Raw genomic sequence first — 24,989 nt, 5'->3', positions numbered from 1 at the left:
GTAAAGTTGTGACCGTAACGCAAGAATATCTGAATTTTTTGAAGAAGAATTTCAAGGGTTTAAAGCTCAGAGTCCCTTTGTTTTATAACTGGGCTTATGGAATTCGCTTTGATTTACAAGTTGGCAGCACCACCAGCGATGACTATTTCGAAGAAATGACCCGACGCGCCACTACAATCTTCGAATCTGCGTTCAACACCTCAGACGACGTATTTTTGATTTTAAGGGACTACAAATTCAGACGGAGGAAGATACGGTTTTCCAACTACGCCTTCAAGCAGCTTAAAAATCTAAAAAAGGCAGATATCGGCTATTCAAAAGAAAGTAGAGTTTATAATCCAAATGATTATTTAGATTTAACAAACCTAGCTATTGTAAAAACAACTGCCGGCGAAATAAATTATTCGAACCTTTTGATGGCGATTGGACATACCGACTTTTGGCCGCGACAACCCAGGCTTGACGATGTCGGAGCCCTGTCATGTAAGGAGATTTATTTTATCAATATTACAAAGAACCTGATTTTTAATATGTATGACGATAGAGGGATTGACATAATCGCTAATGATTTGGAGACAATCAGACCAATCTTTACGTCACATAATGCCTGGATACTGGAATATGATAGGGAACAAATCGAAAAAACATTCGAATAAGCCGACATACCAAGACTTATCCCAATTGCACACACCATGAAATCCTCCCTGTCCCACCTGCCATTACACAAACAAACAGAACTACAAAACCTCGTCGAAATCGTCCTGGCAAGAGTTCCAGCCGAAATGATCATCCTTTTCGGCAGCTACGCGCGGGGCGAATGGGTGGAGGATTATCAGGAGAAATATGAGTATGTGAGCGATTTTGACATTTTGGTAATAACGAAGGACAGGCTTTCCGCCAAAAGAGATAAGAAATGGCGTGAACTGGATAAGGAGCTGGCGGCCAATAAAGAAATTACGAAAACCAGTATTATCCAGCACAGCATTGGCTTTGTGAATGACAAGATTGAAGGCAACTCCTATTTTTTTGTGGATGTTTTGAAGGAAGGAATACTGCTATTTGATTCCGGGAATTTCAAACTGTCGGAGCCAAAAAATATGCAGCCGGAAGAAAGGCAGATTAAAGCAAAGGAACAGTTTGGACATTGGTTTACCTCCGCGAGCCATTTCCTGGAAGGCTTCGAAATGTACTTTCAAAAGGGAGAAGATAATCCGGCTTATTACAAAGAAGCTGCCTTTTTGCTGCACCAAACTACTGAACGGCTATGCACGACAACGCTACTCGTTTTCACGGATTACAAACCAAAACTTCATGATATTGAAGAACTTATAAATCAGACCATAAAACTCCGCTCCGATTTCGCAATTGTGTTTCCAAGAACTTCCGGTGAGGAAGAGCGCTTGTTTCAGCTTCTGAAAAAAGCCTATATCGACGCCCGATATGAAATGCATTATAAAATTGAAAAAGCAGAACTGGAATATCTTGGCTACCGGGCGAAGCTTTTGAAAGATCTGACGGAACGCATTTGCGCTGAACGAATTGCGCAGTTCACAACAGGCTGACCGGAACAGGAAGACGTTTCATGCTGTTGCTTTTTGAAATAAAACCATTGAACTACTAAAATGCAAGAAATTACCTGGGCAGACTTTGAGGAAGTGGAATTGAGAGTAGGTACAATTCTGGAAGCTTCCAAGTTTCCGGAAGCGCGTAAGCCCGCCTACAAGCTGAAAGTCGATTTCGGCGAATTCGGCATTCGAATGAGCAGCGCGCAGATCACGAAACATTACAAATTGGACGAGCTACCCGGCCGACAGATTGTCGGCGTGATCAACTTCCCGAAAAAACAGATCGGTAAGTTTATGTCGGAATTTTTGGTGACGGGCTTTGCCGATGCCGAGGAGGATATTGTGCTGACGACCGTTCAGGGCAATGTGCCTAATGGGAGTAGGACGTGTTGAGGGTATTTTACCGTAACTGCGCCAAAATGTTAATGAAATTTTCGAAAAAATCAGATTATAAACTGACTTTGCGAGTGACTGGGGGAAAGCGATCTCCCAGGTTTAGAAACAAATAAGCGCCAGTCTTGCGAATGGCGCTTATTCTGTGGTCTTATAGGGATCTGCATAGGATCCCCTTATCTCGATACGGTCGAAATGTTTCCCGAGCCCATTAATGTGGAAAGTTGCTTTTCAAATTGCTCCATTTTCACTTTCAGTGACTGAGTTTCGGCTTTCATGGACGCCTCTGCCAGTTTCAGGCTTTTGTTCTCTGCTTTTAAAGCTTCTACTTCTTTGATTAAAGCCTGGATTGCAATCAGGTTTACGCCATCAAAATCGGCCTGGTTAATGGACTTATCTTCCCCGATTGTCCCCAGTTCGTCGTGCCCGAAGGCTGCAAAAAAGTCCTGTGCCATGGGGCCGTAATGGCGGTATTGCTTCACGTCCTGACCCTTGTAGTTCCAGCTTCCAAGCCGCATTCTGCTGATCTTTTCCAGAAACAGGGTCCCATTAGTTGTACGAAAGTTTTCTTTCCTTGTCGAATCGGATATCACCGACCATGCATTAGCATTGGGTTGGAGCTGTACGCCGGATGGGGAGTTTTCCTGACGGGCGACGCAATAGGCAATAACGGAATACGTGTAGGCGCATCCGTTTTCTGGCGCGTGGTGTCAATTCACGGCTCGCCATCCACACCGACAACAATGTCTGTCGTCTTCAATTGCTTCACATCGACGTAAGCTAATCCGGTGTAGCAGCAGAATAGAAAGATATCCCGCACCTGACTTATCCACTCTACTTCAAATACTTTCTCAGTAAGCCGTTTCAGTTCATCCCGAGACAGCGGATTCTTAACAACGTCCTTCTTGGTCAGCTTGAAGCCCTGAAAAGGATCTTTCTTTAACCATTTGTTATTAACGCAGATCAAAACAACCTTCTTCAAATTGCTCATGTACTTAATCGCCGAGTTGTGGTTGCAACCTCGTGCGCTGCGGAGCCAGAAATTGAATTCAGTAATGAATTCGAAATTCAAGTCTTTGATCTCCATATCGTCCTTCTTGTACTTCCACTTGATAAAGGAGGCAGTATGCTCCTTAGCGGTCTTGTAGCGCTTCAAAGTGAGTGGCGCGAACTCCTGGCCGACCAGCGCTTCCATCTACTCGTTATGGCGCTCGAAGACTTCAAGGATTGTGCGGGTTTCATTGCTTTTGCCAAGGAGAATGTTTTTCAAGCCTTCGGCGGAAATTTCTTTGTCATCCTCAGTAAGAATTTTTTAGCCTGGTAAACTTTGGCGGTGAGCATATCCAGGTACGCATTCAGCGTTTTGGCGTCTTCCTTGTTTCCGGCTGGTCGTCCGACTGAGGAATTCCACCTTTCGGTGTTCCATAACTTCTTGGTGGATAGCTCAGCAACCTTGCCGTCGACGGTGATTCTCAGGTAAACGTAGCGAACTGTTCCCTTCTGATTTCTGGCGAGCTTTAAATAGAAAAGCAGGCCGAATGTTTTCTCCAACATAACACAAGCGTTTAAAAGTGGTTAAATATTGAGCTACCACGCTTGCCAGTCAAGATGCCAATGCGGTGAACATGTTGTCTATCAATTTGTTATGCCGCTTCCAGTGAGTCTTTTTCTCAAAGTGAGTGAACTACACGAAAGACTCACTGAAAACATGAGAATTTTTGCATTTTTTGACATAGTCTGAAAAACAAAAATGCCCGCAAATCATTGATTTACAGGCATTTTGTTTGACTTTGAACTTTTTTCAAGGGAGGGAGACGGGTCTCGAACCCGCGACCTCCAGAACCACAATCTGGCGCTCTAACCAACTGAGCTACAACCTCCATTTTTTTGACAATCCCGCTGGACTGCCCCGTTTTCGGATTACAAAAGTAGGAAAAGGTTTGCAGCTTGCAAGAAAATTTTGGAAAATTTTTGCGAACCACAAACCCTTTCGCAAGCCGGAGCTTGATTATTTAGCCGCAGTGTACAGTGCGTCAGCAGCTTTCCAGTCTACAACGTTCCAGTAGGCGTCGATGTAGTCGGGGCGCTTGTTTTGATATTTCAGGTAATATGCGTGCTCCCACACGTCAAGGCCGATCACCGGAGTACCTTTTACTTCCGCGATGTCCATCAATGGGTTGTCCTGGTTGGGAGTTGAAGTGATGGCGATTTCTCCGCCTTCTTTTACGATAAGCCATGCCCAGCCCGATCCGAAACGGCCGATGGATGCCTTTTTGAATTCATCTTTGAATGCCTGGAATGAACCGAATTTCGCGGTAATGGCTTTGCCCAGCTCGCCGGTTGGTTCGCCGCCGCCATTCGATGAAAGTGATTTCCAGAAAAAAGTGTGGTTCCAGTGACCGCCGCCATTATTGCGTACAGGTGCCGGTGCTTTGCTGATGCCAGCCAGAAGCTCTTCTATGGTTTTGCCTTCCAGTTCGGTGCCTGTTACTGCTGCATTCAGGTTGGTAACATATGCCTGGTGGTGACGGTCGTGATGTATCTCCATGGTCAATGCATCGAAGTGCGGCTCCAAAGCATTGTTTGCGTAAGGTAAGGGATCAAGTGTAAATGCCATTTTCAGTGTAGTTTAATGATTGAAAAAATTGTTTTGACAGATAGGCTAACAGCAGAATGCCGCTTTATGTTCTTAACTCCCTGAAAAATTTGAGTAATAACTGCTGCGATTCCGTCGCCATAATGCCCGTTACGAGTCTGGTTTTCGGGTGCAGAAGCGGTTGCCCGATCCTCGAAAATCCGCGCTTGTCGTCCATCGCGCCCACGACCACGCGTTTCACCTGCGTCCAGTAGAGCGCGCCCGCGCACATGACGCAAGGTTCGAGGGTCACGTACAGTGTGCAGTCGGTGAGGTATTTGGAGCCCAGGTGGTCGGCGGCGGCGGTAATGGCGATCATCTCGGCATGGGCGGTGACGTCGTTGAGCCGCTCGGTTTGGTTATACCCCCTTCCAATGATCCTGTCTTTGGCGACTACTATTGCGCCCACGGGGATTTCGCCTTCTTCGTATGCCTTATGGGCGAGCGCGAGGGCTTCTTCCATAAAGTAGTGATCGGTAATGTCTGCCTGTATGTCCATATGGCCGGTAAAGAAAACGGGACATCCATTGCAATGCAACAAATGTCCCGTGGTATTTTATTGAATCAATGATCAGGGTTTCATCACTCGTTGAACGGTGCTCAGATTGCCATTCTGGATGCGCAACAAATAAAGTCCGGCGGGATAGTTAGCAAAGTCCACCTCCGTTTTTTGTTGTTTGATAGCCGTGGTCGAACGCGGGCGGCCGTTGAGGTCCACCACTTCGATTTTTGCTTGCTTCGGCGAAATGGTACCGGTTACTTCAACGGTACATTTGCCGTTGATCACGGTCGGGTACACCTTTGCCCAATCGGCCGGGGCCGGTGGTTCTACACCCAGGATCGGGTCAACCTGCACTCTCGCCGTACCCACACCCGTACCGATACCGCAACCGTTGGTCACCTTGGTAATCGCGTAGGTAGTTGTTGTTTTAGGGGCCAGTTTGAAAGTGAAAGGTGTTGCGTTCGCGGTGATCAGCGTATCTTTTGTTCCATTGTTCAATGTGATAGTCCACGGCGCTTTTCCGGTGATGTCGGCTTTCAGGTCGGCAGTTTCACCCACCAGGATCGTTTGCGTTCCTGTCAGTGTGGCGACCGGCAGCGGGCTTGCATTGATCGTGATCGCGCTTACGCTTCCTTTTACGGTGAAATCCGGATTAGCACCTGAGCTGATCACGCGCAGGAAGTAGGTTCCTCCCTTGGTTGAATCCGGGAATGTCGCCGATACGGAATTGGCGGTGGCCGTCGAGGCAATGGTATAGAATTTGGCATCTGTATTTTCCTTGGACACCTGCAATTTGAAGGTATTGCCGGCAGGGAAATCACCCGACTGCTGGAAAGGAACAGTGAATGCCTTGCCTGCACAAATTTCGGAAACGGAAGGGCTTCCCGAGTTGATGGTCGGTACTTTTACCGTAACAACCGCCAGACCGTTGATAGGACCTTTACCACAAGCATTGGAAACCTCGGTGAGCAGGTAACTCGTGGTGGTACTCGGTTTAACCTCCACCTGGTGGTTGGCCTGATCGGTAGTATCGGTCAAGCCGTTCGACAGGATGTAAATCCACGGTCCGTCGCCGGTGAACTTGATATTGATCGTCGCTGACTGCCCGAGGTCGATGGTCGGGTTACCCGAAATCGTCGCAGAAGGCAATGATTTGATATGGATTTTGATCTCTTCTTTCGGGCTCTCGCAGCCATTGGAGCCGGTTTGCGTCACGTAGAACGAGTAGTCCTGAACCTTTTCCGTAAACGGCGTGAAAGGAACGCCCTGCCAATCGTTGCTGTTGGCTTCGCGGTACCATTTCAGTATGCTTCCGGTTGCGTCCAATACCGGCGCTTTCGCGTTCTGGCAGTATTCGAGGTATGTCTGTGTGGTAGGTTTCGGCGTCGTGTTTACTTTGACATCGATTTTGGCACGGTCGCCGAGACAGCCCGCCAGCGTTTGAGCTACATAGTAAGATGTCGTTCCGCCTTCGGCAGTGGACGGGGTCGGTGCGCTGGGGCTCGAAGTACCTCCTGTTGCGTCAGTACCGAACCAGTTCAATGTTGCATTGGCAGCAGCCGTCGCTTCAAGCGGTTTCGCAGCGACAAACTGGCAATATTCGATCAGGGACTGTGAAATACCCGGCAGGCCCGGGAGAGGTTTGACGAGGATTTTTTGCGCAACCCGGTTGGTGCTTTCGCAACCCTTGTTACTCAACTGAGTCACATAGTACGTCGTTTCTTTCGCTTCTTTCAGGTTAATTGAAGGTGTTGTCGTGCTGGCAGTTCCGCCGGTAGCTGCTGTATACCAGTTCAATGTATTACCTGCCGATGCTTGCGTAGGGAATGTATAATTTTTATCTGCACGCTCCTGACAGAAGGCTTCCGATAGTGGGGTCACGGCGGCCGGGGTTGCGTTGACAGTCACATCCAGCTTCGCGCGTGGGCTCTCGCAGGTAAGGCTTCCATATATGTTGGATTGGGTAACATAGTAGGAAGTTGTGCCAACAGTCGTCGCGGTAGGCGTAGGAGCGGTGGTGGTTCCGGTACCGCCGGATGGTCCTGTATACCATTTATAAGCAGCGCCCGAAGGGGTCAATGCAACGGGCTTCGCACCAACGCAATAGTCAACGGGGGTAACGGCAGGTGCCGCAGGTGTATCTTTAATTACCACATCGATTTTTGCTCTCGGACCTTCACACAAGCCCGTAGAGGTTTGGCTCACGTAATAGCTTGTCGTACCAACAGCGGTGGTAACGGGTACAGGAGCGCCACTCAATGCAGTGCCTCCATTTGCGCTGGTGTACCATTTCAGGCCGGTACCGTTGGCCGTCAAAGCTGTTGCCGACGAGTTCTGGCAAAGGTTAACCGTTGCAGTTACAGTAGGCGCGGTCGACGGATTTTTAACTATCACTGCTACTTCTTTTCTCTGCGGGCTCTCGCAGCCATTTACGGTTTGTGAGACGTAGTAGCGGGTTGTGCCTGCTGCGGTAGTGACAGGCGTTGGTGTGCCGGTCAATGCGGTGCCGCCAGATGACGACATATACCATTTAAGGTTGCTACCGGTTGCGGTTAGCGGTGAAGCAGTTTCATTTAAACAGTATTCAACTGGCGAGGAGGCTGTCGGAGCTGGAGTCTCGTTGATTGTTACTTTGATTTCAGCGCGTGCACTCTCGCAAGCGCCTACCGTTTGAGATACAAAGTAACTAGTTACGCCTGCTACTGCACTTGAAGGCTTAGGCGCTGTTGGTGAGCTTGCACCCCCTGATGCCTGAGCATACCATTTCAGATTGGAGCCTGTGGCAGTAAGACTGGCAGTTGGTGCACCAAGGCAATACGAAATGTCGCTTACGCCAGGTGCTGCTGGCGGTGTGCATGCATTAACCGTAACCACGATTTGCGCTCTTGCACTTTCACATCCACCAACCGTTTGAGAAACATAATAGGATGTACTTCCGGGGCTTGCTGTTGAAGGGGTTGGCGCGGTTGTGGAAGCGCTTCCGCCAGTTGCATTGGTTCCGTACCATTTCAGATTTGTTCCAGTTGCAGTTAATGGAGCGGCGGCATCGCCTACTGTGTAAGACTTATTGGTAACAGCTGGTGCTGCCGGTGGTGTACAGGCATTGACCGTGACCACGATTTGTGCTCTCGCACTTTCGCATCCGCCCACAGTTTGAGACACGTAGTAGGATGTGCTTCCGGCAGTGGTGGTTGGAGGGGTTGGAGCCGTGGTAGAAGCGGTTCCTCCTGTTGCATCGGTTCCATACCATTTCAGATTAGATCCGGTTGCAGTTAACGGAGTAGCAGCATCACCTACTGTATATGATTTGTTTGAAACAGTCGGAGCGGCCGGAGGCGTACAGGCATTGACGGTGACCACAATTTCCGCCCTGGCACTTTCGCAGCCTGCAACAGTTTGGGATACGTAGTAGCTAGTGTTTCCCGCCGCTGTGGTGGATGGTGTTGGCGCTGTGGGCGAAGCGGCCCCGCCACTCGCATTGGTTCCGTACCAGTTGAGTGTAGCACCTGTTATTGCAGTCGCGGTTAATGGAGCTGCCGCATCATTGACAGTGTATGTTACAGGCGTAGTAACAGTAGGTTTTGCCGGTGGTGTACAAGCAGCAACGATCACATCTATCTTAGCTCGTGCGCTTTCGCATCCGGCAGGCTTTTGGGATACATAATAGCTAGTGGTTCCTGCGGCTGCAGTTGACGGGGTCGGTGCCGTAGCCGAGCCGGTTCCGCCAGTTGGACCATCGTACCAAAGCAAGTTAGTGGCAGGGGTAGCCGACAAAGCCGTTGCAGTATTGCCTTGTGTATAATTTACAGGAGAAACGACCGCAGGAGCAGCCGGAGTAGCATTGATAGGCAGCGCAACACTTTCCGAACCTGTAATCTGAATGACTGCCGCCAGTTTGGAGACTACGCGGACTTTATATCCGGCACCCGCAGCGGTTGCGGGAGGGATAGTTGCTGTAATCGGCGATGTGGTGGAAGTACCTATTTCTATCGGAGTCGCGCCGAAGGCTCCCGCTGCATCGGATAGTTGAGCAACAAACACAACAGACGGAGCTACTGTACCTGTGGTGGTGTAAGGGACAGAAATGTCTCCCCCGGCGCAAGCGGGTGAAGGGGTAATGGTCCCGGTAGTAATAGTCGTTTGTCCGAATGAAGCTGCCAGGCAGAATAGCGTGGCGAAAATGGTAAGGAAACTTTCTTTAATAAATGTTTTTTTCATGTATCTGTCTAAATATCTTTCCGCTAACCTTTTGACTGGTAAAGTTAGAGATATTTTTCAAATACGCTGAAGGTGATTTAAGGAAGCTGGCTTTTCCGTTGAATCAATGAACTGTACACTACGTCCTGGATTTTCCGACGTGTACGCTGGGTAGTGATCGCCGTGTTCTCGGCATCGGGATTGACGCGGTTGGAAAGAAACACAAACACGAGATCCTCTTCCGGGTCCACCCACACCATTGTGCCGGTAAAGCCGGTGTGGCCGAATGAGTTAACCGACGCTTGAGGCGAAACATAGGAGCTGTTGCCGTCGGCCGGTGCCTTGTCCCAGCCCAGCCCGCGATGGTGCGACTCGTCGTACATGCGCGAGAAGAATGGCACGGTTGCCTGCTCGTAATAGCGCTTTCCGGCGTAATTGCCCTTCCAGAGATTCATTTGAAGCAAAACCGCCAGGTCACGGGCTGTACCGAAAAGGCCGGCATGGCCTGAAACCCCGCCTACAATAGCAGCCATCTGATCGTGCACGGTTCCTTGCAGCAATTGCCCGCGGAAGCGGTAATCCTGTTCGGTAGGGGCGATCTGTTTTTCAGGGAAGCGGCGCAGCGGGTTAAAGCCGAGGTAGGGCAATCCCAGCGGCTCGTAAATATTGGCAGCCACAAAAATATCCAGCGATTGCCCGGTTATCCTTTCAACAATTTTTTGCAGCGTCAAAAAGCCGAGGTCGCTGTACAAATAACCGTAATTTCCTGCCCGGTCGCGGCGGTTGTTCATAGGCGATTCCACCACCCAATTCCATACAGAATCACGTAATGCACCTTTGGCAAACAGTTTGGGTGCCACCTGCAAATAATAAGCGGTATCTTGTTTCGAACTGTAATATTCAGGCAATAGGCCTCCCGCGCTGGTTTTAGTTCTGTCCCAAAGCGACGGATAGAAGGAGATCAGGCCGGAGCGGTGCAGGAGCAGGTCACGGACCGTGAAGTTCTGTTTAGAGGTACCCGCCAATTCCGGGAGGTATTTGGATGCTTTTTCGTCCAGACTGATCTGTTTCCGGTCGTAAAGCAGCATGACAGCCTGCAATGTGGCCGAAACCTTCGTGAGCGAAGCCAGATCGTAAATCGTCTCGGGCGTGACGCGGTCGTTGGTGCGGTAACTGAGCCCCCCGAATTGTTTTTCATAGATAATCTTGCCCTGTCTGGCCACCAATACTTCGCAGCCGGGGAAAACATGGTCATTCACCGCCGCTGTGGCGATTTCATCGATTTTTTTAAGTGAAATACCATCCATACCCACGCTCTCCGGTGTGCCGAACGCAATGCGGTTGATGGAAGTAGTATTCACACCGGCGCCTGTTTTATAGGCCAGCACCGAAACCGGAAGACGGCCTTTCGAACTCAATGCGCCGAAAATAATCTGCGGTACGATCTCCTGCTGATCCTTCCCGTCCTGGTTGGCGCAAATCAGCGCATCGGTTGCAGGGAAGAACTGAATGCTGTAAGGAGAACCGAAGAGGCAAAGAATGACTTTCTTGTTTTGCTGTTTGAGCCGGTTCACAAAATCGACCATACCGGTGGTAACGCCATAATTCCTGCCGGGTTTGGAACTGATACCATGAACGTCAACAATAACGGTATTGTAGGGTTCCAGATACCCCAGCATTTCGGTGATTTGCTCCTGCGACGACGGTCCGTCATAAAACGAGTAGTTCCGCATGGGTTTGTAGGTCGAAAGCATTTTCTGGAATGCCACGCTGCTGCCCTCCCCAATGCTTACCGACGCCATATTGTTGTCTATCACCGAGCCGATCGGGAGCAGATTATTATCGTTTTTCACGACTGTCACCGAAGCCTCGCACAGTTCGCGGTACAACTCTTTGCTTTTTTCGCTATTCAGGTCGGCATACAGGTTGTTGATGTCGACAGGCTGGTATTTGCTCAGTCCGGCCCAGTATTTAGCCTGCAAAATGCGTTTAACCTTGTCGTCGATGATTTTCTCGCTGATCTGTTTCGTGTTAATGGCGTCTTTAATGCGCGATACCGTTTCCGCAATGCTTTCGGGGTAAAGCAGCACGTCATTGCCTGCTACGAGCGCTTTGAGGTTCACGTCTGCTGCTTTGCCGTTTTTGAGCACACCGCGCATGTTCATGGCGTCGGTAAACACCAGCCCGCGGAAGCCGAGGTCCTTGCGCAGCAGGCCGTAAACGACCTTGTCGGAAAGTGAGCTGGCCTGGTTGGGTGTGTTGTCCAGTGCGGGAATGTATAAATGGGCATTCAAAACACCCATGAGGCTATCCGCGATCATCTCGCGGTACGGGTATAGGTCCGTGTTATTGAGTTGCTCCAGTGAATGCGTCAGCACGGGCAAGGTGAAATGCGAATCCGCATCGGTATCACCATGGCCGGGAAAATGCTTCGCGGTGGCGATAATGCGGTTGTGCTGCAATCCTTTCATGTATGCGATCGACTTCCGGGCGACATTTTCCTTGTCTTCTCCGAATGAACGTATACCGATCACCGGATTGGCCGCATTGCTGTTTACGTCCGAAACCGGCGCGAAGTTGATCTGAATGCCGAGTCGTTTGCATTGACGTGCGATATCATCGCCCATGCGGTAAATCAGCTGATCGTCCTGGATCGAGCCGAGGACCATTTGTTTTGGAAAGGAAATCGTGCTGTCGAGGCGCATACCGAGGCCCCATTCGCCATCGATACCGATGAAAAGCGGGATATTCGAGTGCGATTGGTAGCGGTTGGTAAGCTGCGCCTGGCCCACCGGACCGCCCTGAAAGAATATCAGGCCGCCGATCTGGTAATCGTTGATCAGCTTGTCAATGTATCTGTAATGGGATTCGTCGCGGTTCGAGAAAGTCGCCACCATGAAAAGCTGGCCGATCTTCTGCTCGATGCTCAGGGATTTGAGGGTACTGTCCACCCATTGGTTTTCGGGCAGGACAATAACCGGATCCAGGTGTTTTTTAGGGGCTTTGTGCTTCGGTTCGGTAACAGCAACAGGTACAGGTTTGACAGCCACCGTTTGGACTGCCATCATTTTCCACGCCACAGATGCCATGGAGGTAAGCACCACCAGCGCCACTACAATCATTACAACACGAAACCGGCCGAACCACCAATTTTTCATACCTGAAAACACTGACTTAACGAGGGAATGTTAGGTTTTACAACTTCAATAAGTGAATATCAAAAGTTACAATAATAACAATTTTCCGGCACTTTGAGTCCTGCAAAATATCGTTTTAATGCAATTCTAATATTTGCCTGGCCGAATATCGTCTTGGTAATTACTGTCGGAACATCAAACTTGCTGCGTAAGCTTTTTGAAAATATCTTCCAGTGAATCGCCCTTATCGCGCAACGCCTGCAATGAGGAGTCGCTTACTACTTTTCCCTTATTAATGATGATTACCCGGTCGCACAATGCTTCTACTTCCTGCATGATGTGCGTCGAGAAAAGCACCGTTTTGTCTTTCCCGGCCGTGCGTATCACCTCGCGGATTTCCTGGATCTGGTTAGGATCGAGGCCGGTGGTCGGCTCGTCGAGGATGAGCACATCCGGATTGTGCAAAAATGATTGCGCCAGTCCGACACGTTGGCGGTACCCTTTCGAAAGCTGCCCGATCTTCTTCTTGCGCTCCGGTACCAGCCCGCACATCGCAATCACTTCGTCGACCCGCGCATTCAATGCCGAGCCATGCATTCCGTACAGTTTTCCCGAAAAAAGCAGGAATTCCGTCACATACATATCCAGGTAGAGCGGGTTATGCTCGGGCAGGTAGCCAATAGCTCTGCGTGCGGGCATAGGTTGCTGCATTACATCGAAATCCGAAACTTTGGCCGCGCCTTCGGTAGGTTTGAGGTAACCTGTCAGGATTTTCATCGTAGTCGATTTCCCTGCTCCGTTCGGGCCCAGGAAACCCACGATTTCACCTTTTTTGAGGGTAAATGAAATCCCGTCGACCGCACGCTGCGTTCCGTAAACCTTCGTCAGATTGGTGACTTCGATCATGCTAATTTTGAATGTGTGAATGAGTGAATGAGTGAATGTGTGAATGATTGAATGTTGGACTATTCCTGACTCAATGACAACTCCTGACTATTCTTGACCATTCGTGACTATTCCTGAGCATCCATTACACTTTCAGGAATAACTTATTTTTGTAAAGTAAATACATAAACGCCCATTGTACCGCGATAAATGCTATTACTTCACCTACCATCTCCACCGAATGCGGGAAATAGCTGAGCAGGCCGCCGAACAATGCTCGGGCAGTATAACCGAAGTCGATGAGCCGACCTACCATGTAAATCACGATCGAATTCATGCCTATTACTACGAAAAACAGCGTCCATTTGCGGTAATTGAGCACGTCGACGATCCAGTAGAATAATGCCAGCAGCAATGTGCTGAACCCGCCGGCGCAGAGCACGAACGAGCTGGTCCAAAGGTTTTTGTTAATAGGGAAGAAGTAATCCCAAACGAGGCATACCAGCAGACTGATTATTCCTGCAAATACCAGGTAGGTGACTTTGCTTTTCTGAGAAATGACTTCGCCGCTCGTACGCAGTAACTCACCCGCGAAGATGCCCATCAGTCCGGTTGCAATGGCCGGGATCGTCGAAACGAGCCCTTCCGGATCGTGAATAGTCAGGTGCAGACGACCGGGGATCAGCATTTTGTCGATGTAGCTGGCCGGGTTGCAATCGATGGTCAGCAGGCCGGCGCCGCAGCCCGGTACGGGATAGAACATCATGAACAGGTAGTAGCCGATCAGCAACCCGCCGAACCATATCCAGCGTGCGCGGTAACCGAAATAAAGGTAAATGATCTGTGCAAACATCCCCGCGAGCCCGATGCGTGCTAGTACGCTCGGGTAGCGCATCTGCGACCATTCCGTTTCGAAAAGGCCATTGTTATAAATGATCCCTAAAATGACGAGGATAATGCCGCGCTGGATCACCTTGCGGATCAGCTGCGAAGGCGGTACTCCTTTTTCGAGGCGGCTCCCGAGCGAGAAGGGTGTCGAAACACCGGCCATGAAGAGGAATGTCGGGAAAATGAGGTCGTAAGCACGGAAACCGTTCCACTCGGGGTGGGTAAATTGGTGGGCCAGGAATATCGCCCAGGACCAGCCGGTCGCCTTGGCGAGCACATGGAAAATCTCTTCGCCACCCGAAATCCAGAACATATCAAAACCACGCAACGTATCCAGGGACAATAACCTTTGTGAAGGAGCACTATCTTTCATCTGACAAAACAGGGTGTAGGGAAATAAAATTTGGAAAATAGAATGGAGTTTGAAATAAAACCAATAGCAACTACTGTAAAGATTGTAAAAAATACCATCCGTGCTTCCAGCTAAAACTATATTTATTTGAATAAGTCTATAAGTCTCGCGGATAATGAAAAACCGGGACGATATATAATGGCCGGCAGAGCCACCGTTATAAGCATCGAATTTTAACCCATTGCCACCCCCATGAAAAGAATCCTGACGCTCATCTTCGCCCTCGGCCTGTTTCTGAGCAGCCTTGCAACTTCCAGCTCATTCGCCCAAAGCCGCCGCGGTGGAGACCGTCGTAACGGCGACGTTCGCCGTAGCGACGATACCTTCCAGAACGACGAAGCGGTTACCAACAGCAAGCTCAACAACCGCCGGCTCGAAAAAAACATGGACAAGTACGCCGACCAGCTTCAACTCACGAAGCGTCAGCAGAAACAACTCAGGAAAATCGACCGCCGTTATGCAAGGATGGAAAGGAAAATGAAACGCCGCGGTGACAACAAGCGAAGCGACCGCAAACGCCTTGCCGAAGAAAAGCGCATTGAAATCATTGAGATACTAACACCTGATCAGCAGCAAACGCTGGAAGCATTGTCCAAGAAAGGGAGATTTAGTTTTGATCAGTTGTTTGGGAGGTAACTCTTAGGCACTATCAAGCATCATAATTTGGTTCAAATCCAAAATAATCATGATATTTTTGGATTTGAATCCTTAAATATTAGGAATGCCGGTTACTTAATGACAATCCCTGACCACCCGTGATAATCTTTAACAACACCTGACCCGTCATTTCAAGCCTTCCAACCAGGCCTCAACCGTAGGTCCCGATAAATCGAATAACAATCCCGGCAGAATACCAACAAGGATTGTCAGGATCACCAGCGGTACGAGCATGAGTGTTTCCCTCCGCGTGAGGTCGGTGAGCACTTGTGTGGTAGCGTTTTTGTACCAGAACGAGCTGAAAAACATGCGCTGGTAGGTCCACAGGAAGTAGCCGGCGGCAAGGACGATTCCTAATGTGGATATCGCCGGGATCCAGACAGGCAGCACGTCGGACTGGAATGCGCCCATGAGTGTGAATAGTTCGCCGACGAAGCCGGAGAAGCCTGGCAAGCCGAGCGACGCGAAGAACGCGATGCCGGTCACGACGGTGTATTGCGGCATCACGGTGATCAGGCCGCGGTAATGATCGATGCGGCGGTCGTGGGTACGGTCGTAGAGTACGCCGGTGAGCAAGAAGAGCATTGCCGACAATATACCATGGCTAACCATTTGGTAAATGGCGCCATTGAAACCTTCGGGTGTGAATGCGGCGATCCCGAGGAGAACGAACCCCATGTGCGATACAGACGAGTAAGCGATCATTTTTTTGAGATCGCTTTGCCCCAACGCATTGAACCCGCCGTAAACAATGGAGATCATCCCCAGAATGGCGAGCGGAATGGCGCTGTACAGTGCTTCGGCCGGGAAGAAGCCGTCGACGATGCGGATGAAGCCGTAACCACCGATTTTCAGCAAAATCCCCGCGAGTACGACTGAGATGGGCGTAGGCGCTTCCACGTGCGCGTCGGGCAGCCACGTATGCACGGGCACGACGGGCAGTTTCACCGCGAAACCTATGAATAGGAACCAGAATGCGAGCAGGCGCACCGGAATGTCGGCGATGAAAAACTCGGACGCGACATTCAGGATCGAGCCCGGGATGTAGTTACCGGGGTCGGCGAGGTAGGTGAAACGAAATGTGTGAATCAGTTGCTCCGGCGCGATCTTCCCATCAAAAAGCCATTGCTGGATCTGCGGGATCATGTCGGGATGCACCGCGTCTTCGGGGCCGATGAGGCCTACCATTCTGGCGGTTTCCACAGGATCGATCACGGACAGGTAGAGGCCGATCATGACGATCAGGATCAGCAGGGAGCCCAGGAATGTGTAAATAAAGAATTTCAATGCGGCATATTCCCGCCGCGGACCACCCCAAAGGCCGATGAGGAAGTACATCGGCAAGAGCATGAATTCGAAGAACAGGTAAAACAGGAAGAAATCCTGCGCAAGGAAACAACCCATGACGCTCCCGCTGAGGAGCAGGTACAGGCCAAAATACGCCCTCGATTTGTGATTGACATTCCACGAACTGATAACGCCCACCAGCAATACCACCACCGCCAGCAGCACCAGCGGAAAGCTGATTCCGTCCACAGCCAGCGCATAATCAATGGAAACAACTCCTAATGAACCGATCGGGAGCGTGATCCAATCGCGGACTTCCGAAAGTTGCAGCGCAGCCTCCTGACTACTAAATGACAAATAGGATACCGCAACAACCACGACCTCCAACAGCAATGCGACCAGCGCGATGAGCCGGAAATTATGCTGGCTGTCGACCGGCCAGAATGCGACGGCAGCGGCGCCGAGTAATGGTATGGCAATTAAGAAGGTGAGTATATGATCAATCATCAAGCATTAATTTAACCGGCCGGGCTGCATTACATCGCAACCAGCCACAATATCAACAAAAAGACGCCCATTACCGTCACGATGTAATACGACTGTATCCGGCCGCTCTGCATATTCCGCGCAGCCTGCCCCGCGGAGCGGATAGAGAAGACGGCCAGGTGTACCGCACCGTCGACAAATATCCTGTCGAACCAGGCAATGAAGTGCCCGAACACCAGGCTGCCTTTTGCAATCAGATCGACGAGGGCGTCGACAATATTTTTTTCGAAGGCTTTGAGGTACTTCGCGGTCAGGTCAAAAGGAATGAGGAAATATTGCTCATGGGAATAGCCGCGCAACCAGTTCCATGGACGCTGAGCGGGCTCTCCGGCCGGTATCGGATCATTCACGCTGAACGGATTATCCGTACTCGTTTCACGATAGGCCAGGAAAATTGAAACAAATGTAACGGCACTCGCCACGAACGGTACCCAAACCAAATGCTCGCCATGCGCTTTGCCGATCCATTGCAGGAACCAGCCCTCCGCATTGAACGGATTAACCGAAAACCAGAAGAACAACGACAATGCCGAAAGCAGCGCCATGGGTAGCCACATCGCCACGGGCGACTCATGCGGGTGTACGCTCGCGGGGAAGCGTTTTGCTCCAAAGAACACCACCCAAACCTGACGCGTCATATAAAATGCGGTTAACCCGGCCGACGCAATGACCAGCACAGGAAACAAGTAGCCCAACGCGCCAAATTCCGAAGCCCAGAGGAAACCTTCCGTGATAATGGCATCTTTGGAAAGGAAGCCTGAAAAGAATGGTAATCCTGCCAAAGCAGCTGCACAAATCATGTAGCAAATGAATGTAATAGGCAACGCTTTGCGCAAACCGCCCATTGTTCGCATATCCTGCGGGTCATAACCGGGTAACTCATTACCCGGAGTTACCGCGTGAATCACCGAGCCGGCAGAAAGGAACAAGCCGGCTTTAAAGAATGCGTGCGTCGCCAAATGGAACAAGGCCGTTTGCCAGCTTCCAAAACCGACAGCCATGACCATGAGCCCCAACTGCGACATCGTCGAATAGGCCAGCACTTTTTTAATATCCCACCCTTTTAATGCCTTCACAGCGCCGGTAACCATGGTAATGGCTCCAATAATGAGGATTACCAGTCGGGCATCGACAGTGAGTAAAAAGGATATTCTTGCCAAAAGAAAAATACCCGCCGCCACCATCGTAGCCGCGTGGATCAATGCTGAGACAGGAGTCGGACCTTCCATTGCATCTGGTAGCCAGCCTGAAAGCGGGAACTGGGCCGATTTCCCGACGCATCCTCCGAAAAGACAAATGCCTATCGCAGTTAAAATGCCCGGAGGTATCGTGCCGATTTCAAGGGAAAGCACTTCAAAGTCCGTAGAACCGATATAGTAGAAGAGCATGAGAATGCCCGTCAGAAAGGCGGCGTCACCGATGCGGTTGAGTACAAATGCCTTCTGCGCAGCCCATACAGGTCTTTTTTTAGTATACCAAAAACCAATCAGCAGGTAAGACGACAGGCCCACCAGCTCCCAGAAAATGTACATCACCAGCAAGCTCCCCGAAAGGACAATGCCGAGCATAGAAAAAAGGAAGAGCTGAATGAATGCAAAATAGCGGTTCACATTTCGGTCGTCGTGCATGTAGGCGGTCGAAAACAGCTGCACGAGCAAAGCCACGAAATGCACGATGACGAGCATCATCGTCGAAAGCGTATCGAAGCGAAAAGAGAGTTCTATCGAGTGGCTACCGATGGTAAGCCATTGAAAACGGAGGAAATGATCTGCCCCGGGATCTGTGGAAGTGAGACTTATGAACAACCCGGCCGCGGTAACCAATACCCCGATCCAGCCTGCGAATTTATTTAGACTTTTTCCACCAATCCACAGCAACAAAAAGCACGAAAACGGCAAGCCCAACAGCAAAAAAGCAGGTAAGTGGAATGCGGTGTCGGGCATAAGTGCGGGAATGCGTTTAATTTCGGCAAATATCCTGAATTCGCGGCCGAATTCAAACAGTGCTAGATGTCTTTCTCAATATCGTCGATCGTCACCGAACCGTGGACAACTTCCAGGAGTTCGCGCAGGTCGTACGTGGAGCGGTTATACGTATTGCCGAGGACAATGATCACCGCGTCGTCTTCGGGGCATACCCATAGCATGGTGTTGTAACCCTTCCACCAGCCGCCGTGGTAAATGAACCGGGGCGTATGATCCTCCTTGATGTGCATACGGAAGCCGTAACCATAATTGCGGATACCGTCACGCTCGAAGCTGCGGGGCTTGAATGCCTCGTCGAGCAGTTTCTTTTCGATGATCAGGCCTTTGGTGAGACCGTTGTAGAACCGGTAAATATCCAATGTGGTTGAATAGAGGCCCTTGTCACCGACGACCTCATCGTAATAATCCTTTTCCAACCGGCGCCCGTATTGGTGGCCGTCGGTCCGGTTTTTCGTTGCGGCAATGGTCGTGTCGGTTACCAGGTAGGTATTCTGCATGCCCAATGGGGTGAAAATCTGGCTGTTCAGGTATTTGCCGAATGAATCGCCCGTCACCTTTTCGACAATCGCGGCGAGGACGCAGTAGTTGGTATTGCAATAGTTGAACGACCGGCCCGGGCGATTGTAAGGCGTGGGGGTAGGCACCACTTTGGCATACCAATCCATGATATCAAGGTTATCCGGATATTTCCGCCCGTGGCGTACACTGTCGTTGAACGAATAAATGTAATTCGGCAGCCCGCTGCGGTGGCTTAGCAGCATATCCACCTTCACGCCGTGGTAAGGGAAATCGGGGAAAAAGCGCTGCACCGAATCGTCGAGCGCCACACGGCCTTCCTGGATCAGTTTCAAAACCGCGACCGCTGTAAAGGGCTTTGAAAGCGACGCGAGCTGGAAACGCGAGTCGGCCGTAAGGGTATCTTTCGCCTTCATGTGCGCGAAGCCGAACGAATTCTGGTAAAGTATTTTGCCTTTTTGAACGATCAGCACGTTGCCGTTGAAGCCGGCGTTCCTTTTGCGCTTGAAAATGTCCTGAATCTTCTCGATTTTCTCCGCAGTTTCGGCATCAGGATTCGTTACCGGTACGGGATCGAGGTTTTTGACAGACTTGCCAGACACGGCCACGTCCGGGGAATCGGTTTTGCTTTTTCGGACTAATCCCCAGGATATCAACAAAATAACCAGGACGGCAATGGCCATCCACCACACTTTCGGCTGCACTTTTTTCAACATAGGCTTTTGGCCTTTAATAATAGGAACGTTGTTATGCTAACGACGGGTCGGAAGCATTTTCTATACTTTACTCTTACAAATTAAGCGCAGAATGCCTTACGGAACCAACACTTTCAAATGTTCTTTTCGACCACTCTTTTGGTATGTAACAAAATAAATGCCAGAAACGAGCGCACGTATAGGGATAAGATGAATATGCCCGAGTGCGTCGTCTTCGCGCCGGAACGGGACCGATGCGCCTGATGCCGTGTGGAGGGTCAATATTGCGTCACAGCCATTGGGTGCGATGAGGCTGATAGTTTTGGAAGAAGCCGGGTTGGGCGCGATTCGAATGTCGGCCCATTTCCTGGGGTCTGAAACTGAAATCGGTTGGCAGGTGGTGAAGCGTCCGTCCCGGTCTATCAGTTTTAGCCGATAGTAGCTGATTCCCGCCGGTGGGTTATTGTCCATGAATGCGTAGGAGATTCTTCCGGTGGTTTCACCGGAGGCGACTACCGTTCCAATCGCCGTGAAGTTTTTCATATCGCCGCTACGCTCGACCACAAATTCCCTACTATTCTTTTCCCAGGACGTTTCCCATTCCAATGCAGTTTGTCCGCTTTCCGAATGACCTTTGAAATAGGTAATGTCAACCGGCAGGATAATGGCCAGAACGTCCCCGTTTACGGAGATTTCGTCAAACCACAATGTCCCATGAATGTCGATCGAATTATACGCATAAATGCGGAGTGTGAAGGTGTTGTTCGAAAGGGTATTGTAAACCACAGGGATGTTGTAGGTATTGAATGTCCCATTGTTGCTGATCACGAACGCATTCAGATCGGCTGCAAAACCATCCATACTCGTCCGGACTTTAATGCTGTTGGGCCCATTGTTCGAGCGGCGCAGGCGGAAGCCGATCGAGGTAATGTTGTATTTAAATGAATTAGCCGTAAAAGTGAACTCCATGTACCGCGAGGTTGAAAAAGCTACCGGCCAGGGCCTGACAATATACCCAACCACGATGGCATCGCCCCCGCTGTAAACGGTAGGCAATGTAAATGTGTTCGGGCCGCCGGAAAGGACGGCGTCCGTCGGGGTGAAATTAGCGTGGTCCGAAACGCCTGCCTGGGTGTAATCCATCGTCCATTTGACGTGGAACGGCTCCTGCGCATTTGCATTAAAAACAAAAAGCAGTATCGCGGCCGTAGCCACAATACTGCTTTCAAAGAATGGTATGTTCCTTTTCATATGCGTGTTGTTTAAAGTAAAACTTACACTAACTGCTTTACTTTTTACGTAAAGCCATGAAAAAGGTAACAGCTTGTAGAATTAAAATTCTGCGCTTTTCGGATAACGCGGGAATGGGATCACGTCGCGGATGTTACCCATGCCGGTCACGAACTGCACGAGGCGTTCGAAGCCCAGACCGAAGCCCGAATGCGGTGCGGTACCGAATTTGCGGGTTTCGAGGTACCACCACAGGTTTTCAGGGTCGATGCCGATCTCCTTCACGCGACCGAGGAGTTTCTCGTAGCTTTCTTCACGCTGGCTGCCGCCGATGATCTCGCCGATGCCCGGGAACAATACGTCCATGGCGCGTACGGTTTTGCCATCTTCATCGAGCTTCATGTAGAACGACTTGATCTCGCGCGGATAGTTGGTTAGGATTACCGGCTTTTTGAAATGCTTTTCCACCAGGTAACGCTCGTGTTCGCTCGATAAATCGATACCCCAGCCGACGGGGAACTGGAATTTACCTTCCTTATGCGGCTTCGATTTCAAAAGAATGTCGATCGCTTCGGTGTATGTCAATCGCTCGAAAGGGTTATCCACTACAAACGCCAGTTTTTCCAGCAATGGCAGTGAACGCTCGTTTTGCGGCTTGTTCTTTTCTTCTTCCGTCAGGCGATTTTGCAGGAAATTCAAATCATCCTTACAGTTGATCAATGCATAAGTGATCACTTTTTTGACGAAATCTTCCGCCAGGTCCATATTGTCTTCCAGCTCGAAGAACGCCATTTCCGGCTCGATCATCCAGAACTCCGCGAGGTGGCGGGTTGTGTTGGAGTTTTCGGCACGGAATGTAGGGCCGAAAGTATAGATCTTCGAAAGGGCCATTGCGCCCAGCTCGCCTTCCAGCTGGCCGGAAACGGTGAGGTTAGCTTCACGACCGAAAAAGTCTTCCTTGAAATTGATTGCGCCTTCTTCCGTACGCGGCAGGTTGTTCAGGTCGAGCGTGGTCACACGGAACATTTCACCCGCACCTTCGGCGTCCGAAGCCGTGATCACCGGTGTATGCAGGTAGAAAAAGCCCTTATCATTGAAATACTGGTGCACCGCGAACGCCAATGCATGCCGGATGCGCAGTATCGCGCTGAACGTGTTCGTACGCGGGCGCAGGTGAGCGATCTCGCGCAGGAATTCCAGCGAGTGTTTTTTGGGTTGTAAAGGATATTCCTCTGGATCTGCCGTTCCGTAAACCTCGATATCGGAAATTTTTACCTCCACCGTTTGCCCGGCACCTTGCGAAGCGATCAGCTCACCGGTTACTTTAAGGCACGACCCGGTGGTTACTGTCAAGAGCAGTTCGGCAGAAAACTGACCGGGTTCAGCCACTACCTGGATATTATTGATGGTCGACCCGTCATTCAACGCGATAAAAATCGCGTTTTTGCTTTCTCTTTTTGTTCTTACCCAGCCCTTTACGACAACCGATTGGTTTTCAGGCGCAGTCTGTAAAATGTCTTTGATTTGCAACGGTCCCATTTTGTTCAATTCAATCTTTAAAATGTCAGCCGGGAGATGCCCGGTTTTTTACGAATGAGGCGCAAAATTACAAATTCAGCCTCGAAAACCTATTCTAGCGCTGTAACTTACTTTTCTGTGGAACCCAATGATTGTACAGTCTGGTTTTCAACGTAATTTTACCCGCATCATCCTGATTAAAGACCCCATTACCTTGAATAACAGACTTGCCATCATATTGTCGGTGGTTTTCCATCCGCTGATACTCACAACATACCTGTTTGGATTGCTCTTTTTTCTTGCGCCCGACCTCGTGGGTGTGAGCGCATTCGAACTGCCTGCGCTGGGGAGCCTGCTGCTATTGCTTTGGCTGAATACGTTTATCGCGCCGGCGATCATGATGTTCTATTTTAAAAAGATGGGCATGATCACCTCGCTGTATGTGGAAGATGCCGCCGAACGCCGCATTCCGTACATCGCCTGTGTGATCATTTACGGGCTGGCCACATATCTTTTCGGCTGGCAGCTTCAACCGATCGGCGAACTCGCACCACAGATTTCCGTCATTCTGGCCAGCGTGACATTGTCGCTGATGCTGATCGCGATGGTCAGTTATTTCTGGAAAATCAGTGCGCACGCTACCGGCATTGGGGGCACTATCGGGATGCTTTCCGGCCTGATGATCCGGTTCGATGAAAGCGCATTGCTTATCCCACTGCTGCTGACTATACTGATCGGCGGCTGGCTTATGAGCGCCCGTCTGCAACTCAATGCCCATACCCCCTCGCAGATCGCCGCCGGCGTATTTTGCGGACTTTTGGTCAGTAGCGCTACCGTTTATTTCTTCTTTTGATACAAAACACTTCATGGCATGTATCAAAACCTCATTTTCGAAAACCGCGACGGCGTAGTCCGCATTACGCTCAATCGCCCGGACGTATTCCATGCATTGAGCCCCGCGCTCATTACCGAAATCACCAGCGCCATCCAGACCGCCGCCGATGACGATTCCGTCCGTGTGGTACTCCTCACTGCCTCTGGGGAAAAGGCATTCTGTTCCGGCGCCGACCTGAAAGAAGCGGCCGCGTCGGGCAAAGGCGCGGGTGAGATACTGAAAGAATATTACGAGCCGATGATCACCGCCATCCGTGACCTCCCCAAACCGGTGGTATGCCGCATGAACGGCCTGGCCGTCGGGGCCGGTTGCTCACTCGCATTGGCCTGCGACGTAATCGTAGCCGCCGAGGATACATACCTGAGCCTGCTGTTCGTGCAAATAGGTCTGATGCCCGACGCCGGAGCGACCTTTTTCCTGCCCAGGCAGATCGGTCTGGCCCGCAGCTTCGATTTGGCCTCTACCGGCCGTCGCATTTCCGCCGCGGAAGCCCGGCAAATAGGCCTGCTCACCCACGTTGTCGCCCGCGAGGCCCTCGATGAAGAAACTGAAAAGCTCGTAACCTACTACCGCCACGCCCCGACCCGCGCCATCGGTGCCATGAAGCACGCATTTAACCAATCGATGCATTCGAACCTGCCGCAAATGCTGGAAAACGAGCGCGAAAGTCAGGAAATGCTGTTCGGTACGCAGGATGTGCGGGAAGGTATTGCTGCTTTTTTAGGAAAAAGAAAGCCTGATTTTCAGGGTAGATAACATTTTCTGAGAAAAAATTTGTTAATTTTATCTCCCAGAATTTGCGACTACAAAATTCATCCCCTACATTTGCAGTCCGATTCGGAAATGGTTTCGTAGCTCAATTGGATAGAGCATCTGACTACGGATCAGAAGGTTTGGGGTTCGAATCCCTACGAGACCACAGAATTAAGCGCCATTCGTCAGAATGGCGCTTTTTGTTTGCATCGCACCTGAGTGGCCCGCCACCGCGGTACGGATCAGGAGGTTTGGGCCGGGCCGCCGGGCGGTTCGAATCCCTACGAGACCAC

Annotated in this window: 20 protein-coding genes and 2 tRNA genes; 7 read left to right on the top strand and 15 right to left on the bottom strand. The window is 50.4% G+C overall.

Features of this window, described 5'->3' with window-relative positions:
- Positions 1-38 precede the first annotated feature (38 nt).
- The 3 genes from J7619_RS20805 to J7619_RS20795 are packed head-to-tail and all read left to right on the top strand — an operon-like array spanning position 39 to position 1,958.
- Entirely contained in the window at positions 39-656 is a 618-nt protein-coding gene (locus J7619_RS20805; RefSeq protein ID WP_291203131.1) for a DUF3885 domain-containing protein, read from the top strand.
- 36 nt (positions 657-692) lie between these two features.
- On the top strand, positions 693-1,562 hold the full coding sequence (locus tag J7619_RS20800) for a nucleotidyltransferase domain-containing protein (protein WP_291203128.1): 870 nt from the start codon (positions 693-695) through the stop codon (positions 1,560-1,562).
- A 60-nt stretch (positions 1,563-1,622) separates the two neighbouring features.
- Positions 1,623-1,958 carry a tRNA-binding protein gene (locus tag J7619_RS20795; RefSeq protein ID WP_291203125.1) on the top strand — a complete coding sequence of 112 codons (336 nt, stop codon included), beginning with the start codon at positions 1,623-1,625 and terminating at the stop codon, positions 1,956-1,958.
- Positions 1,959-2,134: 176 nt separating this feature from the next.
- Here the strand turns inward: J7619_RS20795 and J7619_RS20790 are convergent, their stop codons facing one another.
- From J7619_RS20790 to J7619_RS20745, 10 genes are all read right to left on the bottom strand, one after another.
- Complete coding sequence (locus J7619_RS20790; protein WP_291203122.1) at positions 2,135-2,551, bottom strand: tail fiber domain-containing protein; 417 nt, start codon at positions 2,549-2,551, stop codon at positions 2,135-2,137.
- Positions 2,552-2,673: 122 nt separating this feature from the next.
- Positions 2,674-3,153: a site-specific integrase gene (locus J7619_RS20785; protein ID WP_291203120.1), complete on the bottom strand. Its 480-nt coding sequence runs from the start codon at positions 3,151-3,153 to the stop codon at positions 2,674-2,676.
- 71 nt (positions 3,154-3,224) lie between these two features.
- Positions 3,225-3,512: an Arm DNA-binding domain-containing protein gene (locus J7619_RS20780; RefSeq protein WP_291203117.1), complete on the bottom strand. Its 288-nt coding sequence runs from the start codon at positions 3,510-3,512 to the stop codon at positions 3,225-3,227.
- 251 nt (positions 3,513-3,763) lie between these two features.
- Positions 3,764-3,839: transfer RNA gene (locus J7619_RS20775), tRNA-His, on the bottom strand.
- Between the two features lie 127 nt (positions 3,840-3,966).
- Positions 3,967-4,575 carry a superoxide dismutase gene (locus tag J7619_RS20770; protein WP_291203115.1) on the bottom strand — a complete coding sequence of 203 codons (609 nt, stop codon included), beginning with the start codon at positions 4,573-4,575 and terminating at the stop codon, positions 3,967-3,969.
- Positions 4,576-4,639: 64 nt separating this feature from the next.
- Positions 4,640-5,092: a nucleoside deaminase gene (locus J7619_RS20765; protein WP_291203112.1), complete on the bottom strand. Its 453-nt coding sequence runs from the start codon at positions 5,090-5,092 to the stop codon at positions 4,640-4,642.
- 72 nt (positions 5,093-5,164) lie between these two features.
- Positions 5,165-9,313 carry a T9SS type A sorting domain-containing protein gene (locus J7619_RS20760; RefSeq protein ID WP_291203109.1) on the bottom strand — a complete coding sequence of 1,383 codons (4,149 nt, stop codon included), beginning with the start codon at positions 9,311-9,313 and terminating at the stop codon, positions 5,165-5,167.
- A gap of 77 nt (positions 9,314-9,390) precedes the next feature.
- Positions 9,391-12,450: a glycoside hydrolase family 3 N-terminal domain-containing protein gene (locus J7619_RS20755; RefSeq protein WP_291203106.1), complete on the bottom strand. Its 3,060-nt coding sequence runs from the start codon at positions 12,448-12,450 to the stop codon at positions 9,391-9,393.
- 174 nt (positions 12,451-12,624) lie between these two features.
- A complete protein-coding gene (locus tag J7619_RS20750) occupies positions 12,625-13,335 on the bottom strand; it encodes an ATP-binding cassette domain-containing protein (RefSeq protein ID WP_291203103.1) in 711 nt (236 codons plus the stop codon).
- Between the two features lie 124 nt (positions 13,336-13,459).
- The gene (locus tag J7619_RS20745) at positions 13,460-14,575 is read right to left on the bottom strand and encodes an acyltransferase family protein (protein WP_291203100.1); all 1,116 of its coding nucleotides are present in this window, start codon (positions 14,573-14,575) and stop codon (positions 13,460-13,462) included.
- Positions 14,576-14,806: 231 nt separating this feature from the next.
- Here J7619_RS20745 and J7619_RS20740 point away from each other — a divergent pair, with 231 nt between their 5' ends.
- Positions 14,807-15,250, top strand: a complete 444-nt coding sequence (locus J7619_RS20740) for a hypothetical protein (RefSeq protein WP_291203097.1) — start codon at positions 14,807-14,809, stop codon at positions 15,248-15,250.
- A 147-nt stretch (positions 15,251-15,397) separates the two neighbouring features.
- Here the strand turns inward: J7619_RS20740 and J7619_RS20735 are convergent, their stop codons facing one another.
- From J7619_RS20735 to asnS, 5 genes are all read right to left on the bottom strand, one after another.
- Entirely contained in the window at positions 15,398-17,065 is a 1,668-nt protein-coding gene (locus J7619_RS20735; RefSeq protein WP_291203093.1) for a NuoM family protein, read from the bottom strand.
- Between the two features lie 29 nt (positions 17,066-17,094).
- Positions 17,095-19,047 carry an NADH-quinone oxidoreductase subunit L gene (gene nuoL / locus J7619_RS20730; RefSeq protein WP_291203090.1) on the bottom strand — a complete coding sequence of 651 codons (1,953 nt, stop codon included), beginning with the start codon at positions 19,045-19,047 and terminating at the stop codon, positions 17,095-17,097.
- A gap of 62 nt (positions 19,048-19,109) precedes the next feature.
- On the bottom strand, positions 19,110-20,321 hold the full coding sequence (locus J7619_RS20725) for a serine hydrolase (protein WP_291203087.1): 1,212 nt from the start codon (positions 20,319-20,321) through the stop codon (positions 19,110-19,112).
- A 96-nt stretch (positions 20,322-20,417) separates the two neighbouring features.
- The gene (locus J7619_RS20720; RefSeq protein WP_291203084.1) at positions 20,418-21,551 is read right to left on the bottom strand and encodes a T9SS type A sorting domain-containing protein; all 1,134 of its coding nucleotides are present in this window, start codon (positions 21,549-21,551) and stop codon (positions 20,418-20,420) included.
- A gap of 81 nt (positions 21,552-21,632) precedes the next feature.
- Positions 21,633-23,069, bottom strand: a complete 1,437-nt coding sequence (gene asnS / locus J7619_RS20715; RefSeq protein ID WP_291203081.1) for an asparagine--tRNA ligase — start codon at positions 23,067-23,069, stop codon at positions 21,633-21,635.
- A 127-nt stretch (positions 23,070-23,196) separates the two neighbouring features.
- Between asnS and J7619_RS20710 the strand changes: the two genes are divergently transcribed.
- The 3 genes from J7619_RS20710 (at position 23,197) to J7619_RS20700 (ending at position 24,862) form a co-directional block, all read left to right on the top strand.
- Complete coding sequence (locus tag J7619_RS20710; protein ID WP_291203078.1) at positions 23,197-23,901, top strand: hypothetical protein; 705 nt, start codon at positions 23,197-23,199, stop codon at positions 23,899-23,901.
- An 18-nt stretch (positions 23,902-23,919) separates the two neighbouring features.
- Positions 23,920-24,699 (top strand): enoyl-CoA hydratase/isomerase family protein, encoded by a 780-nt coding sequence (locus J7619_RS20705; protein WP_291203075.1) that lies wholly within the window; start codon positions 23,920-23,922, stop codon positions 24,697-24,699.
- Positions 24,700-24,788: 89 nt separating this feature from the next.
- A tRNA-Arg gene (locus tag J7619_RS20700) sits at positions 24,789-24,862 on the top strand.
- The last annotated feature ends 127 nt before the right edge of the window (positions 24,863-24,989 follow it).

The organism is Dyadobacter sp. (genome assembly GCF_017744695.1).
Classification (GTDB): Bacteria; Bacteroidota; Bacteroidia; order Cytophagales; family Spirosomataceae; genus Dyadobacter.
The sequence above is the reverse complement of the archived record's forward strand: the minus strand, read 5'-3'. Positions and strand labels throughout refer to the sequence as shown.